The 13,906-nt window shown below is 65.3% G+C and carries 13 protein-coding genes; 6 read left to right on the forward strand and 7 right to left on the reverse strand.

Going from position 1 to position 13,906, the window contains the following annotated elements:
- Positions 1 to 41: 41 nt before the first annotated feature.
- Both AB5Y89_RS07575 and metB read right to left on the reverse strand, forming a co-directional pair.
- Positions 42 to 2,495: a bifunctional aspartate kinase/homoserine dehydrogenase II gene (locus tag AB5Y89_RS07575; protein WP_368223348.1), complete on the reverse strand. Its 2,454-nt coding sequence runs from the start codon at positions 2,493 to 2,495 to the stop codon at positions 42 to 44.
- On the reverse strand, positions 2,495 to 3,673 hold the full coding sequence (gene metB / locus AB5Y89_RS07580; protein ID WP_368223350.1) for a cystathionine gamma-synthase: 1,179 nt from the start codon (positions 3,671 to 3,673) through the stop codon (positions 2,495 to 2,497). The genes AB5Y89_RS07575 and metB overlap by 1 nt, the downstream gene beginning before the upstream one ends.
- Positions 3,674 to 3,896: 223 nt before the next feature.
- Between metB and metJ the strand changes: the two genes are divergently transcribed.
- The 3 genes from metJ to AB5Y89_RS07595 all read left to right on the forward strand — a co-directional run bounded on the left by metJ (position 3,897) and on the right by AB5Y89_RS07595 (position 5,437).
- Positions 3,897 to 4,220 carry a met regulon transcriptional regulator MetJ gene (metJ, locus tag AB5Y89_RS07585; protein ID WP_005327165.1) on the forward strand — a complete coding sequence of 108 codons (324 nt, stop codon included), beginning with the start codon at positions 3,897 to 3,899 and terminating at the stop codon, positions 4,218 to 4,220.
- 35 nt (positions 4,221 to 4,255) lie between these two features.
- Positions 4,256 to 5,014, forward strand: coding sequence for an AraC family transcriptional regulator (locus tag AB5Y89_RS07590; RefSeq protein ID WP_052815545.1), 759 nt, complete (start codon positions 4,256 to 4,258; stop codon positions 5,012 to 5,014).
- A gap of 84 nt (positions 5,015 to 5,098) precedes the next feature.
- Positions 5,099 to 5,437: a tRNA-binding protein gene (locus tag AB5Y89_RS07595; protein WP_010675707.1), complete on the forward strand. Its 339-nt coding sequence runs from the start codon at positions 5,099 to 5,101 to the stop codon at positions 5,435 to 5,437.
- An 83-nt stretch (positions 5,438 to 5,520) separates the two neighbouring features.
- Here AB5Y89_RS07595 and AB5Y89_RS07600 read toward each other — a convergent pair whose 3' ends face one another.
- The 3 genes from AB5Y89_RS07600 to nudE all read right to left on the reverse strand — a co-directional run bounded on the left by AB5Y89_RS07600 (position 5,521) and on the right by nudE (position 8,666).
- Positions 5,521 to 6,789, reverse strand: coding sequence for an aromatic amino acid transport family protein (locus AB5Y89_RS07600; protein WP_368223352.1), 1,269 nt, complete (start codon positions 6,787 to 6,789; stop codon positions 5,521 to 5,523).
- A 411-nt stretch (positions 6,790 to 7,200) separates the two neighbouring features.
- The gene (cysQ, locus tag AB5Y89_RS07605) at positions 7,201 to 8,013 is read right to left on the reverse strand and encodes a 3'(2'),5'-bisphosphate nucleotidase CysQ (RefSeq protein ID WP_368223353.1); all 813 of its coding nucleotides are present in this window, start codon (positions 8,011 to 8,013) and stop codon (positions 7,201 to 7,203) included.
- A gap of 44 nt (positions 8,014 to 8,057) precedes the next feature.
- A complete protein-coding gene (gene nudE, locus AB5Y89_RS07610) occupies positions 8,058 to 8,666 on the reverse strand; it encodes an ADP compounds hydrolase NudE (RefSeq protein WP_039040577.1) in 609 nt (202 codons plus the stop codon).
- Between the two features lie 147 nt (positions 8,667 to 8,813).
- On the opposite strand from nudE, the gene yrfG reads away from it, so the two are divergent.
- Positions 8,814 to 9,482 (forward strand): GMP/IMP nucleotidase, encoded by a 669-nt coding sequence (gene yrfG / locus AB5Y89_RS07615; protein WP_041211711.1) that lies wholly within the window; start codon positions 8,814 to 8,816, stop codon positions 9,480 to 9,482.
- A gap of 79 nt (positions 9,483 to 9,561) precedes the next feature.
- On the opposite strand, the gene AB5Y89_RS07620 is transcribed toward yrfG, so the two are convergent.
- Positions 9,562 to 10,668 carry an NADH:flavin oxidoreductase gene (locus AB5Y89_RS07620; RefSeq protein ID WP_368223355.1) on the reverse strand — a complete coding sequence of 369 codons (1,107 nt, stop codon included), beginning with the start codon at positions 10,666 to 10,668 and terminating at the stop codon, positions 9,562 to 9,564.
- 116 nt (positions 10,669 to 10,784) lie between these two features.
- On the opposite strand from AB5Y89_RS07620, the gene AB5Y89_RS07625 reads away from it, so the two are divergent.
- Complete coding sequence (locus AB5Y89_RS07625; protein WP_288212718.1) at positions 10,785 to 11,690, forward strand: LysR family transcriptional regulator; 906 nt, start codon at positions 10,785 to 10,787, stop codon at positions 11,688 to 11,690.
- Here the strand turns inward: AB5Y89_RS07625 and tyrS are convergent.
- Positions 11,685 to 12,950: a tyrosine--tRNA ligase gene (gene tyrS / locus AB5Y89_RS07630; protein ID WP_368223358.1), complete on the reverse strand. Its 1,266-nt coding sequence runs from the start codon at positions 12,948 to 12,950 to the stop codon at positions 11,685 to 11,687. The genes AB5Y89_RS07625 and tyrS overlap by 6 nt on opposite strands.
- 145 nt (positions 12,951 to 13,095) lie before the next feature.
- Here tyrS and AB5Y89_RS07635 point away from each other — a divergent pair, with 145 nt between their 5' ends.
- Positions 13,096 to 13,905, forward strand: a complete 810-nt coding sequence (locus tag AB5Y89_RS07635) for a helix-turn-helix transcriptional regulator (RefSeq protein ID WP_261999949.1) — start codon at positions 13,096 to 13,098, stop codon at positions 13,903 to 13,905.
- Position 13,906: the final 1 nt, after the last annotated feature.

Consider the following 13,906-nt stretch of genomic DNA (forward strand, 5'->3'; position numbering starts at 1 on the left):
GCCCTGGGGCGCCTCTTCTCATTGCATCGTGTCACGCAGCCTCAGAGGCTGGCGCAGATCTGCCAGAGATCGTACTGGATGGCGGCGGCCGTCACTTCCCGACCCGCTCCCGGCCCCTGGATCACCAGGGGGTTGGTGCGATAGCTGTCGCTCTCGATGGCGAACACGTTGTCGCAGGGCAAGAGGTTGGCAAACGGGTGATGGGGCTCCAGCGCCTCCAGCCCGACGCGGGCCTTGCCGTCGTGCTCGAAGCGGGCGACATAGCGCAGCACCTTGCCGACCCGGCGCGTCCCCTCGAAGGCGGTCTGGATAGGGTCATCCAGCTCCTTGAGCCTGTCCATGAACTGATCCGCACTCACCTTGCGCAGCGTGACAGGCACCAGATTCTCCAGCTCGATGTCGGCGGAGTCGAGCTCGAAGCCCGCCTCCCGCGCCAGGATGAGCAGCTTGCGGCGCACATCCTGACCGGAGAGATCCTCCCGGGGATCCGGCTCGGTCAGGCCATGTTGCCACGCCTCGTCCACCAGTTCGGAGAAGGGGCGAGTGCCGTCATACTGCTGGAACAGCCAGGAGAGGGTGCCGGAGAAGATGCCGGAGACCCCCTGGATGCGGTCACCGCTCTGACGCAGCATCTGGATGCTGGACTGGATGGGCAGCCCGGCCCCCACGGTGGCGTTGTAGCGCCACTGCACCTGATGGTCGCGGCAGGTCTGCTTGATGCGCTGGTAAAACTCGCTGTCGGCGGCACCGGCAAACTTGTTGGCGGCGATGATGTGGATGCCGAGCTGGGCAAAGTCCGGGTAGTAGCGGCTCACCGTCTCGCTGGCGGTCATGTCGAGCGCGATCAGGGAGTCAAAACTGTGCTGCTCCAGCTGGGAGAGCAGCTCCGGCCAGATAAGCGGCTTGGGATTGAAGTTGTCCTGTACCTTGAGGGGATCCAGCCCCTCTTCGTCCAGCAGCCCGCCCTTGGAGTCGAAGACCCCGTAGAGGGTGAGCGCCAGATTGAGCTCATGCTCGAGGCGCGCCTTCTCGCGGGCGTAGAGCCCCAGCCAGTGACCACCGATATTGCCCTTGCCGAACACCACCAGCCCGACCCGGGTCGGGCGGCTGAACAGGGCACTGTGCAGAGCGATGAGCAGCGGCTCCAGCACGATCTGGCGCAGCACGGCCACCAGGCTCAGGCCGTCTTTGGCCACCTGCACGAACTCCAGAGGCTGATCCGCCAGCAGCTGGTAGAAGCGATGGCACTGCTCGGCGTTGTCGGTGACGCCGGCCCCCACCAGGGCGACCAGGCTGAACCCCTCCTTCTGGATGAGGCCGGTAAAGTTGCCCTGCAACTGGAAGTCACGGAGCACCTCGAAGGCCCCTTGTGCCACCTCCAGGGTGTAGGCCAGACGCAGCACCCGCCGATCCGGCTGGCGCTGCAGGGTGAGCGGATGGAGGCGATGGCGGGCCAGATGGGCCTCGATGGCCGCCACTGTCTGCTCAAAGTCCGTCTGCGGCAGCACCTTGAGCTCGATGAGGGCTATCTGATCCACCGAGGAGACGATGCGGGCACCGCCGGAGCGGGGCGCACGGCGCAGGATGTGGGTGCAGCCTTCGTCCGGATTGTAGCTGCAGCGCAGGGTGAGGCGCTGACGGCTGTCGGCCACCGGCTGCAGGGTACGCGAATGCAGCACCGAGGAGCCCAGGCGCGCCAGCTCGTTGGCCTCGGCCAGGCTCAGGCGCTCAAGCAGACGAGCCTCTTTCACCCGGCGCGGGTCGGCACTGTAGACCCCGGCCACGTCGCTCCAGATGGTGGTGGACTCCCCGTCCGCCAGCGCCGCCAGGAGGCTGGCACTGTAGTCGGAGCCGTTGCGTCCCAGCAGCAGGGAACGCCCCTCCATGTCGGCGGCAATGAAGCCGGTCACCACGATGCGACCAGCGTGCTCAGCCAGGCGGGCCTTGAGCAGCTCGCTGGAGAGGGCGGTATCCACCTTGATGAGGGCACCGTCTTCTGCGCGCAGGAAGCTGCGGGCATCGAGCCAGGCGGCCGCCTCACCCCGGCTGGTGAGCAGGGCAGCCAGCAGGCGGGCGGACCACACCTCGCCAAAGGCGAGCAGGCCGTTGCGCTCGAAGCGGTCAAACTGCCCCTCCAGGGTCTTGGCGATCAGCTGCATGTCGCCCGTCAGTTGCTGGCTCAGATCGAGGTGAAGCTCCCCTTCCAGCAGGCCGTCGATCAGGCTTTGCTGATAGGCGTGCAGGGCGGTGATGGCTTCGCCTGCGGCCTCATCCCCCGCTTCCGCCAGCTCCACCAGCTGGATCAGCCGGTTGGTGGTCTTGCCCGCGGCGGAGACCACCACCAGCTCGTTGCCCCCCACCTGTTGCTCGACGATGCTGGCGACCCGGCGATAACAGACCGGATCCGCCAGGCTGCTGCCGCCGAACTTGTGTACATGGCGCCGCTTGAAGACTGCCTCTGTTGCCACCACACACTCTCCTTGTTGTTGTTCCATTACTTCACCTGCTCTGCCTGTTGTGCCAACTGCGCCTGTTCAAACCCCTGGGCCAGATCGGCCACCAGATCCTCACCGTGTTCGATCCCCACCGACAGGCGCAGCAACTGGGCACTGATACCCGCCGCCTGCTGGGCCGCAGGGGTCATGGCCCTGTGGGTCATGCTGGCCGGATGGGCCACCAGACTCTCCACACCGCCGAGGGACTCCGCCACCGAGAAGAGGCGCAGCCCCGCGAGGAAGGCGCGCAGCCCCGTCTCGTTGCAATCGAGCTCAAAACTTAGCATGGCGCCAAAGCCGGACTGTTGACGGCGCGCAATGTCGTGGCCTGGATGGCTCGGCAGGCTGGGGTGATAGATACGCTTGACCAGCGGCTGCTGCTGCAAGAAGGCGAGGATGCGATCCGTGTTCTCCTGATGGGTGCGCAGGCGCGGAGCCAGGGTGCGCAGACCCCGCAGGGTGAGGTAGGAGTCAAAGGCACCGGAGGTGAGCCCCAGGCAGTTGGCCCACCACACCAGGGAGTCGGCCAGAGCCTGATCCTTGGCGATCGCCACACCCCCTACCACGTCGGAGTGGCCGTTGATGTACTTGGTGGTGGAGTGGACCACCACGTCGGCACCAAGGGCCAGGGGCTGTTGCAGCAAGGGGGAGAGGAAGGTGTTGTCCACCACCACCTGGGCCCCCACCCCGTGAGAGGCCTCGGCGATGGCGGCGATGTCCACCACCCGCAGCAGCGGGTTGGAGGGGGTCTCCACCCACACCAGTGCGGGTTTCTGGGCCAGCGCGGCGGCCAGCGCCACCTCGTCTCCCTGATCCACGAACTGCACCTGGTAGTGGCCCTTGGCCGCCAGATACTCGAACAGGCGCCAGGTACCGCCGTAGCAGTCGTGGGGGGCGATCAGCAGATCCCCCACCTTGAGCAGAGCCGTGGTCACCAGGTGAACGGCCCCCATGCCGGTGCCGGTCACCACGGCGCCGGCCCCCCCTTCCAGGGCCGCCAGGGCATCCGCCAGATTGGTGCGGGTCGGGTTGCCGGAGCGGGCATAGTCGTATTGACGGGGCTCGCCAAAGTCGGCAAAGGTGTAGTTGCTGGAGAGGTAGATGGGGGGCACCACGGCACCGTGCTGCGTATCTGTCTCAATCCCGGTGCGTACCGCCAGGGTGGCCTTGTGGGTCATGTCACTCTCCTTGATGGGTTGCCGGAGCCGGTCCGCCTCGTGGGTCGTCCAGCCCCGCTCTCATTTTCGCTGGCCGGACTGCCGGCCCATGGTGCACCACACTACGCCACCTTAAAAAAGCCGTCAACACTTCTAGACGTCTAAATGGCTTTGCTGTTGGATTGCCATTGAATTCCTTAAGGGTTAAAATCCGCGCTCACGGCCAAACGACTACAGGTGGAACATGGGTACAGAGTGGAACGGCGACTACGTCAGCCCCTATGCAGAGCACGGCAAGAAGAGCGAACAGGTCAAGAAGATAACCGTCTCGATCCCGCTCAAGGTGCTGAAGGTGTTGACCGATGAGCGCACCCGTCGCCAGGTGAACAACCTGCGTCATGCGACCAACAGCGAGCTGCTCTGCGAAGCCTTCCTGCACGCCTTCACCGGCCAGCCGCTGCCCTGTGACGACGACCTGCGCAAGGATCACCCGGACAGCGTCCCCGCCGAGGCCCGCGCCATCATGGAAGCCCTTGGCAAAGAGATCGAAGACTTCGACGCCGAGTAATGCGGCTGCCCATGGCAAACGATGCATCCCTTTCAATGACGCGGCCCGGTGCCGCGTCATGCTTATCTGCCGCCTCCCCCTTCAGCCTGCGTCACTACCAGAGCGACATGCAGAGCCACAGTCATGACCACGCCCAGCTGGTGATCCCCCTCGTCGGCCCCCTCGAGATCGAGGTGCAGGGCCGGGGATGTCGCCTCGCCCCCGGTTTTGCCTGCATCATCGCCCCTGGCCTTCGCCACGACTACGCCGCCGACCCGGCGCACGTGTTTCTGGTGCAGGAGAGCCACTGGCTGCCGGCCGCCCTGGGGGACCACCCCTTCGTCGAGCTGGATGAGGCCCAGCGCCACTACCTCGCCTTCCTGCACCGCATGGTGGCCGAGGGGCGCCACGTGGCCGGCATGGATCAGGTGTGGCTCGGGCTGCTGACCGAGGGACGCGGCATGGGCCCCGCCGTCGCTCCCCGCATAGCCCCTCGTATCGCCAAGGTGCAGCGTCATATGGAAGCCCACCTCGCAGACCCCCTCACCAACGAGGAACTCGCCGCCATCGCCTGCCTCGGCCTGAGCCAGTTCAAACACGCCTTTCGCCAGCAGGTGGGCACGAGCGTCTCCCACTACCTCAGGATGCGGCGCATGGCGCTGGCCCGCACCCTGCTCGCCCGCACCCGGCTGCCCGTCGGCGAAGTGGCCAGCCGCTGCGGCTACCAGAACCAGGGAGCCTTTGCCGAGCGTTTCCTGGCCGAGACCGGGCTGACCCCTTCCCTCTGGCGCCGGCAAAACGGCTGCCTGCCGTAATCAGTCGGCTCTTTGCCGAAGACAATCCCCGGGCATTCGAAGCATGCTGAGGCTCATGCAAGGTATGGGCAACGAGGAGCCAAGATGCAGACCATAAGCTGGCAGGATTTCGAGATGGTGGAGCTCAGGGTGGGCACCCTGGTGCGGGTCGAGCCCTTCCCCGAGGCGCGCCGCCCCGCCTACAAGGTGTGGGCGGATTTCGGCCCCGAGCTCGGGGTGCGCAAGAGCAGCGCCCAGATCACCGACCTCTATCGACCGGAGGATCTGGTGGGCCGCCAGATCGTCGCCGTGGTGAACTTTCCCCCCAAGCAGATAGGCCCCATCCAGTCGGAGTTTCTGCTGACCGGCTTCTATCGCCCGGATGGCGCCGTGGTGATCGCCATCCCCGAGCAGGCGGTGGAGAACGGCGCCAAGCTGGGGTGAGACGACGGCAAGGCAACCAGAGAGCAGAAGCAAGAGAGGCGACCCCAGGGGTCGCCTCTCTTGTTTGATGCTGACGGCCTGGCTTATTTCAGCAGGCTGAACAGCAGGGCCGAGACCGCCAGGGCACCGGTCAGCAGGATGAAGCCGTTGACCCAACGGTGACGGAAGCGGGCCAGCGCCTCCACCTTGTAGATGGCCACCACCGGCATGATGAAGAGGATCATGGCGATGACGGGACCGGAGAGGGTCTCCATCAACCCCAGAATGCCCGGGTTGATGATGGCGGCGCCCCAGATGGCGAAGAACATCAGGGCGATGCCGAGCTTGTCCGCCTTCGCCAGCGGCAGGCCGGTGGGCTTGGCGATCAGGCTTTTCAGGCTCTCGCGGGCACCGAGGAAGTGGCCGAGGAAGGAGGAGCTGATGGCGATGAAGGCGATGAGCGGCCCCAGGGTCACGATCACCGGGTTGTCGGTGATGTTGGCGAGATAGGAGAGCACGGAGACGTTCTGGGCCTTGGCCTCGGCCAACTGAGCCGGGGAGAGGCTCAGCACGCAGGAGAAGACGAAGAAGAGCACGAATCCCACCAGCATGACGGTGGTGTTGCGCAGGATCAGGCCGCTCTTGGTTTCGGCCTGCTCCCCGTACTCCCGGCGCTGCACGTTGGCAAAGCCCGAGATGGCGGCGGCGTGGCTGAAGGCGAACACGGTGACCGGCAACGCCAGCCAGACGGTGTTGAGGAAACTCGTGCCTTCAAAGGCGGTCACTTCCGGCCACTGCCACTGGGGAATGAGGTAGCAGGAGAGGGCCAGCAGGATCGCCGCCAGCGGGTAGACCATGACGGCGAAGGCCCGCAACATCGCCTTCTCGCCGGCCAGCATCACGGCGATCATGGCGAACACCAGCACGCCGGAGAGCATCACCCGATCCGGGGAGGCCAGGCCGAGCTGATTGACCATGAAGCTCTCCACCGTGTTGGTCAGCCCGACGCCGTAGATGAGCAGGATCGGGAAGATGGAGAGGAAATAGAGCGTCGAGATGAGGCGCCCGGCCATCTTGCCGAAGTGCTCCTCGGCCACCTCGGTGAAGTCGGCCTGGGGGCGCGACGACGAGAGCACGAAACGCGCCAGCCCGCGGTGGGCCAGGAAGGTCATGGGACCGGCCAGCACGGCGACGATGATGAGGGGCCAAATCCCCCCCAGACCCAGGTTGATGGGCAGGAACAGAATGCCGGCGCCGACGGCGGTACCGAACAGGCTGATGACCCAATGGGTGTCGTGGCGACGCCAGCCGGTGCTGGCCATGGTGGAGGGGGAACCGGACAGCTCCCGTGAGACGTCTGCAGATAAACTCATCGATAAATCACTTTTACGTAGTATTAAAATCTAAAAACATTGTGCTCCTTTAGCATTTAATTCTCAAAAAGGGAGACTGGCAGATCTCACTGGCAAAGCCCTGTTCCACCAGTGAGATTGGGAGGAAATCTCACCCCGGATTATTCAATTAATCCTGATACAAACCAAAAGCTAGGAATATAAAACCAAAATTAAAACCCACACCGATTTTTTGTTTCGATGAAATGCATGTTTTCAGAATTAACTGAAAATTATGCCAGTGCAGCCAGATTGGATGTGATGATCCACTGCCGTTATCGCCATAACTAGCGAATCTCCCTGAAATCCCCGTAACCAGCCAGTGGATCACACCAATGCAATCAGGCGACCCTGTGGTCGCCTGATTGCATTCCCTGCGAGCTGGTCGACCCGTCAGTGGGCCAGAATGCGTCCCCAGGCGAGATCCGGGTCCCCCATCACGATGAAGTCCGGGTTCTCCAGCGACTCGGTCTCGTTGTAGCGCAGCGGTTGCAGCGCCAGGCTGAGGATGCGCCCCCCTGCCGCCTCCACGATGCACTGGGCGGCAGCGGTATCCCACTCCCCGGTGGGGCCCAGGCGCACGTAGCAATCCGCCACGCCTTCCGCCACCAGGCAGGACTTGAGGGAGCTGGAGCCGAGCGGGATCAGCTCGTAGTGGATGGCCGGGTTGAGGCGACGGGTCAGGTTTTCCAGTTTCTGGCGGCGGCTGATGGCCACCACCAGGGAGTCAGGCTGATCGTGTTCATGATGGATGGCGCTGATGGGACGGCTCTCGCCGTTCGCCTCCTTGAAGGCGCCGTGACCACGCACCGCCCAGTAGAGCAGATCGGATTCGGGGGCATAGATGACCCCGAGCACCGGGACATTGTCCCGCACCAGGGCGATCAGGGTGGCGAAATCGCCGCTGCCTGCGATGAACTCGCCAGTGCCGTCCAGCGGGTCCACCAGCCAGTACTGGCGCCAGTTCGCACGCTGGCTGAAGGGGATGTCGGCCGCCTCTTCGGTCAGCACGGGGACATGGGGAGTGAGCGCCGCCAGCGCCTGTTTGAGGTAGGCATCGGCAGCAAGATCGGCACTGGTGACCGGGGTCGCATCCTCCTTCAACTGGCGTTCGAACTGACCGCCGCGATAGATCTCGTGAAGGATCCTGCCCGCCTCACGGGCGATCTCCTTGACCTCGGGTATCCAGGCCAACAACTCCTGCATGGTGCTTACCTCTGCCTCTGATTGCCAAAAAGACCCTCTGCGGGCTAATTTCCCTGCTCCGCCAGCCATTTGCTGGCCAGCAGCAGGGCACTGATGCTGCGCGACTCGGTGAAGTCCGGTCGTGCCAGCAACTCGTCGATCCGGTTGAGGGGCCAGGGGATCACCTCGAGAGGCTCGGGCTCGTCACCGACCCGCTGCTCGGGGTAGAGATCCCGCGCCAGCAAGATGTCCATCCGGCTGGAGAAATACCCCGGCGCCAGCGACACCTGCTTGAGCAGGGTCAGGCTGCTCGCCCCGAAGCCCGCCTCCTCCATCAGCTCCCGGTTGCCCGCCTCGAAGGCATTTTCACCGGGGTCTATCAATCCCTTGGGGAAACCCAGCTCGTAGGAGTGGGTGCCCGCCGCGTACTCGCGCACCAGCAGCAGGGTGTGGGCATCGAACAGGGGCACCACCATGACGGCACCCCGGTTGCCGCCGCGCATCCGCTCGTAGACCCGCTCCTCGCCGTTGGAGAATTTCAGGTGAAGGGACTCCACCTTGAACAGCCGGCTCTCGGCCACGATCTCGGCCTTGAGGATCTCCGGCTTGCTCTTGTCATGGGCCATGGTCTCGACACTGAGGTGGACGGGATTGCGCTTGTGGGGATCGCTCATCGGAGGCTGACTGCTCGTTAAAAAATCGTGTTTCAAGAGTAAACGACTCCCCTGCCGAACACCACGGGGCAAAGAGGGGAAAGATGTCTGAAAAATCCGTTATAATGCGCCCCGTTTTTCCCATCACCACAGACATCGCGAGGCCCCATGTCGACTCCCCTGCCCTGGCACCAGATTGATACCGTGTTGCTCGACATGGATGGCACCCTGATCGATCTCCATTTTGACAGCCATCTGTGGCAAACCCTGGTGCCGGCGCGCTACGCCGAGCGACTCGGCCTGCCGCTGGCCGAGGCGAAGGCGCAGATAGACACCCACTATCATGCGGTCAACGGCACGCTCGACTGGTACTGCGTGGATTACTGGACCCGGACGCTCGGGCTCGACATCCGCGCCCTCAAACAGGAGATCCTGGAGAAGATCCAGTGGCGCCCCAACGTCATTCCCTTCCTGGCCGCACTCAAGGCCGCCGGCAAGCAGGTGGTGCTCTTCACCAATGCCCATCCCGCCAGCCTGTCGGTGAAGGATGCACGCCTCGGCCTCGCCCAGCACCTCGATCTGATGGTGAGCACCCATGAGCTCGGGTGGTCGAAGGAGAGCCAGCACTGCTGGCAGGCACTGGCCGAGCGGCTGGCCTTCGACCCGGCCCGCACCCTCTTCGTGGATGACAGCGAGCGGATCCTGGCCGCCTCGGCCGAGTTCGGCATCGCCCACCAGCTCGGCATCCGTCACCCCGACAGCCAGATGCCGCCGCTCACCTTCCAGCACTTCCCGGCGCTCGACGACTACGCCGACCTGCTCCCTCTCGGCGCCTGACACGCACAAGGCCCTCTTCACGAGGGCCTTGTCACATCAGCTCAACAGCCTGCCGAGCGCATACCGTTCATGAAAGCCCTCAGGCCGCATCGCGCGGGGCCAGCACCCCCATGCCGGCCAGGTAGTCGAGGGCGCTTGGGGTGAAGCCAACCTCCGTGAGGTGCGCCGCCGTGAAAGGGGCTACATGCAGAGGCAGGCCGCGGCTCACCCGTTCCATCCAGTCCGGATTGCCAAGGGCCGCCGTGCCCACCGCCACCAGATCGGCGCCGCCGGCCAGAGCCCGAACCGCCGAATCTGCGTCGCTAATCTTGCCCGCCACCATGAGCGGCACCCGCCCGGCCAACCCGACCCTTACCGCCTCCAGCAGGGCGCCGCCGTCGGGATCCCCCGCCACCGCCTTGAAGCTGTCCCCCATGGAGAAGTGCAGGTAGTCGATCCCCTCGTTCGCCAGCAGGTGCGCCACCGCCAGCTGATGGGCCAGTTCGATGCCCTGGATATGGGCATAGCTCTCGGGGGAGAGACGCACCCCGACCAGGAAACCCCGGGGTAGACGGGCGCGAATGCCGCGCACGATCTCAACCAGGATCCGCGCCCGGTTCGCGAGGCTGCCACCCCAGCGGTCGGTGCGCCGGTTGTGCAGGGGGTTAAGGAAGTTGCAGAGCAGGAAGTGGTGGGCTGCGTGCAGCTCGACCCCGTGCAGGCCGGCGCCATGGGCCCGCTCCGCAGCGCTCACAAAGGCGTCAATGAGCGTCAGAATCTCCTCCTCGCTCAGCCCCTTGACCCCGAGGGGGTAACGCCCGCCCGGCGCCAGCACGCACGGGCCGACCGGCACCCCGTCGTTCAGCTCGGGCAGAGCCCGCATCCCGCCGTGATGCAGTTGCACCACCGCCAGTGCCCCGGCCTGCCGCGCACTGTCGGCCAGGGCCGTGAAGGCCTGCTGCTGGGCGTCCGTCATCAGGGCAGGCTGCCCCGCCCAGCAGCGTCCGCCGGGCCGCACCTGGGTGGCGGCGGCAATGAGCAGGCCGAAGCCGCCACGGGCGCAGCGCGCCAGCCAGTCGAGCTCGGCCTGGCCGGGATCACCGCCTGCGCCGCTCATGATGTGGGTCAAAGGGGCCAGCACGGCACGGTTCTTGAGCCGCAATCCGGCTCGCTCGAAGTGGAAGCTGTCGCCCAGTGTCTTGTTCATCGTCCTCTCCCGGGATAGCAATGGCATGGCGGCCACTATAAACCCGGGACAGGAGGATATAATCAGGCACACAAGCAAGACATTCATTCCCAGCAAGACACAATAGGCCACCCCTCATGAGTCACCACAAGCTCGACACCCTCTACCTGATGCGCCTGCTGGTCGCCATCGTCCGCTGTGGCTCCTTCGCCGCGGCGGCGGCCCGCCTCGGCATCACCCCGAGCAAGGCGTCAAAAGATCTGCGCCACCTGGAGCAGAGCCTCGGCAGCGTGCTCCTGAGTCGCACCACCCGCCGGGTGCAACTGACCGACGCAGGAGAGCTCGCCTACCGCCAGGCTGACCAGATGATCGCCCTGCACGAGCAGTTGCTGGACGGCCTGCAGCGCCGCCGCTCGGCACTGTGCGGGGAGCTGCGCATCACGGCGCCGGATCTCTGGGGAGAAGTGGTGCTGACTCCGGTGCTGCTGCGCTTTCGCGCCGACCACCCGGAGGTGCGGATCATCGCCGACTTCAGCAATACCCCGGCCGACCTGCTGCGCGACAACCTGCACGTGGCGTTTCGCAGCACTGAGCTCGGCACCCAGCCCTACCTGGCGCGCCCTATCGCGGTGGACGATCTGGTGCTCTGCGCCAGCGCCGACTACCTCGACCGCCACCCGCCCCTCAGCACACCGCAGGATCTGCACCAGCACAGCCTCATCACCCGCAGCCAGGAGTACGGCCGCCACGAGCGCTGGCCCCTGCTTGCCCAGGGGCGCGAGATCCCTCTCGAGGTAGCGGGCGAACTGGCCTTCAGCAGCAAGAAGGCGATTCACCAAGGGATGCGCCAGGGACTGGGGATAGCCCGCCTGCCGCGCTACCTGGTGGCGGCCGAGCTGGCCGAGGGGGTGGTGCGCGAAGTGCTGCCGGACTATCGCCCCAAGGGGGCCCATTTCTACGCCCTCTATACCCAGCGCCGGGCCGAGTCGGCCCTGGTCGGCCACTTCCTCGACTACGTCATCGATGCGCTCACCCCTTCATGAGCAGATCACCAGGTGGTACTGCTTCTTGCCCCGGCGCAGCAGCAGGTAGCGGCCGAACAGCCGATCGTCGGCGGTAAGCGGCTCATCCCGGCGGATCGCACCGTTGACGCTGACGGCCCCCGCCGCCAGCAGCTCGCGGGCGATCCGCTTCGAGTTGGCCAGGCCGCACTCCACCAGCAGGGTCACCAGATCCGTTTCCCCCTTGATCGGGCTGCTTGGCATGCCATCTTGCGCCAGCTGGGCCAGATCGCTCTCCCCAAGGCGCGCTACCTCGCCACTGAACAACGATTCGCTGATGCGCTGCGCCGCCGCCAGCGCCCCCTTGCCGTGTACCAGTTCGGTCAGCTCGTCCGCCAGCACCTGCTGGGCCAGCTTGCGCCCCTGCCGCTTCGCATCCTCCGCCTCCAGCGTCTCAATCTCGGCCAGCGGCATAAAGCTGTAGTAGCGCAGGAAGCGGTAGACATCCTCGTCCGCGGTGCCGATCCAGAACTGGTAGAAGGCGTAAGGGGAGGTGAGCGCCGGGTCGAGCCAGATAGCACCCCCCTCGGTCTTGCCGAACTTGGTGCCATCGGCCTTGGTGATGAGCGGCAGCGTCATGCCATAGACCTGGGCCTGATGGAGGCGGCGGGTGAGGTCCATGCCGCTGGTGATGTTGCCCCACTGGTCGTTGCCACCGATCTGCAGGGTGCAGCCGAGGCGCTGGTTGAGCACGGCAAAGTCCTGGGATTGCAGCAGGGCGTAGGAGAACTCGGTGAACGAGATGCCCTGATCCGGACGGGCCAGGCGCTGGCGCACCGATTCGCGGGCCAGCATGGCGTTGACCGAGAAGTGCTTGCCGATGTCCCGCAGAAAATCGAGGGCGGACATCTGCCCCATCCAGTCGGCGTTGTTGACCAGCAGCGACGCCGCCAGCCCGTCGCTCGCCGGCAACAGGGCGCTTATCTGGGCCGACAGGCTGGCGACCCAGCCCTGCACCGTTTCGGCGCTGTTGAGGGTGCGCTCGCTTGCCTTGAAGCTGGGATCGCCGATAAGGCCGGTGGCCCCGCCCACCAGGGCCACCGGGGTGTGGCCCGCCAGCTGGAAGCGGCGCAGCATCAGCAGTGGCACCAGGTGGCCGATGTGCAGGCTGCCAGCGGTGGGATCGAACCCGCAGTAGACGGTGCGAGGGGTGGCAAGATGGTCGGCCAGCGCCACCGGGTCGGAATTCTGGGCCACCAGGCCGCGCTGGGTCAGCTCATCGAGCAGGTGAGGATTTGTCATGGAGGGCTCCAACAGCAAGAGAAAGAGGGCCATCCTCGCCATTTGCGGTGCTGGCAGATATGTCCCCCAGGGGACAGTTTTGCCACTCCCGTGCTAGCATCCTGCCATCGTGGGGAAACCATTCCCTGACCCGGAGCCCATCGCCATGCCCCTGTCTCCTGCCACGGATACCCTGAGCCTGACCGCCGCCGTCGATGCCCTGCACGGCAGCGGCTTCCCGGCAGCCCTGGTTCGCCTCATCCAGCAACAGGTGGCATTCGACTGTGCCCTGCTGCTCGGGGTGGGGGTGCGCCCCGTCTACCTCTACGACAACCTGCATCATCAGCGGGCCCTATTGTTCGACCGCTACCTCACCCGCCACTTCAGTCAGGATCCCTTCATGCAGGCGCTGGAGCAGGGGCTGGGTGCCGGGGTCTGGACCCTGTCGCAGGTGTCGCGGGGGCGGCTCGACCCCGAGTATCGCCACCACTTCTATCAGGCCACCGGCTGGCAGGAGGAGGTGGGGCTGATCCTGCCGGTGCGCGGCGGCCTCACCCTGATGCTGTTTCTGGGCCGCCTCGACAAGCGCAGCTCCCTCAGCCGTGACGAGCTGGTCAGGCTGGAGGCACTGTTCCCGCTGGTGCATTCGCTGTGTCGCCAGCACTGGCGGGAAGAGACACCCCGCCTGGCCCGCAGTCCGGCCAGGTCAGATGGCACTGACCTCAAGGGGGCGGTGGAGCAGGCTATCGCCAGTGTGGGGGGAGATCAGCTAACCCGGCGGGAGCGCCAGGTGGCGGGATTGCTGTTGCAGGGGCTGGATACCGAGGCCATTGCCGGTGCGCTCGGCATCGGCAGCGGCACGGTGAAGAATCACCGCAAGCATCTCTACGCCAAGTTGAACCTGCACTCCCGGGCCGAGCTGTTCAGCTTCTTCCTCAATCACCTCATCACGGCGCCAGCCGGCGCGCCCCCATAAC

The sequence above is a fragment of the Aeromonas sp. s4 genome, assembly GCF_040907855.1.
Classification (GTDB): Bacteria; Pseudomonadota; Gammaproteobacteria; order Enterobacterales; family Aeromonadaceae; genus Aeromonas; species Aeromonas caviae.

Excerpts from the sequence above, each read along its gene's own strand:
- AB5Y89_RS07575 (WP_368223348.1), bottom strand. The coding sequence starts at position 2,495 with ATGGAACAACAACAAGGAGAGTGTGTGGTGGCAACAGAGGCAGTCTTC.
- metB (WP_368223350.1), bottom strand. The coding sequence starts at position 3,673 with ATGACCCACAAGGCCACCCTGGCGGTACGCACCGGGATTGAGACAGAT.
- metJ (WP_005327165.1), top strand. The coding sequence starts at position 3,897 with ATGGGTACAGAGTGGAACGGCGACTACGTCAGCCCCTATGCAGAGCAC.
- AB5Y89_RS07590 (WP_052815545.1), top strand. The coding sequence starts at position 4,256 with ATGACGCGGCCCGGTGCCGCGTCATGCTTATCTGCCGCCTCCCCCTTC.
- AB5Y89_RS07595 (WP_010675707.1), top strand. The coding sequence starts at position 5,099 with ATGCAGACCATAAGCTGGCAGGATTTCGAGATGGTGGAGCTCAGGGTG.
- AB5Y89_RS07600 (WP_368223352.1), bottom strand. The coding sequence starts at position 6,789 with ATGAGTTTATCTGCAGACGTCTCACGGGAGCTGTCCGGTTCCCCCTCC.
- cysQ (WP_368223353.1), bottom strand. The coding sequence starts at position 8,013 with ATGCAGGAGTTGTTGGCCTGGATACCCGAGGTCAAGGAGATCGCCCGT.
- nudE (WP_039040577.1), bottom strand. The coding sequence starts at position 8,666 with ATGAGCGATCCCCACAAGCGCAATCCCGTCCACCTCAGTGTCGAGACC.
- yrfG (WP_041211711.1), top strand. The coding sequence starts at position 8,814 with ATGTCGACTCCCCTGCCCTGGCACCAGATTGATACCGTGTTGCTCGAC.
- AB5Y89_RS07620 (WP_368223355.1), bottom strand. The coding sequence starts at position 10,668 with ATGAACAAGACACTGGGCGACAGCTTCCACTTCGAGCGAGCCGGATTG.
- AB5Y89_RS07625 (WP_288212718.1), top strand. The coding sequence starts at position 10,785 with ATGAGTCACCACAAGCTCGACACCCTCTACCTGATGCGCCTGCTGGTC.
- tyrS (WP_368223358.1), bottom strand. The coding sequence starts at position 12,950 with ATGACAAATCCTCACCTGCTCGATGAGCTGACCCAGCGCGGCCTGGTG.
- AB5Y89_RS07635 (WP_261999949.1), top strand. The coding sequence starts at position 13,096 with ATGCCCCTGTCTCCTGCCACGGATACCCTGAGCCTGACCGCCGCCGTC.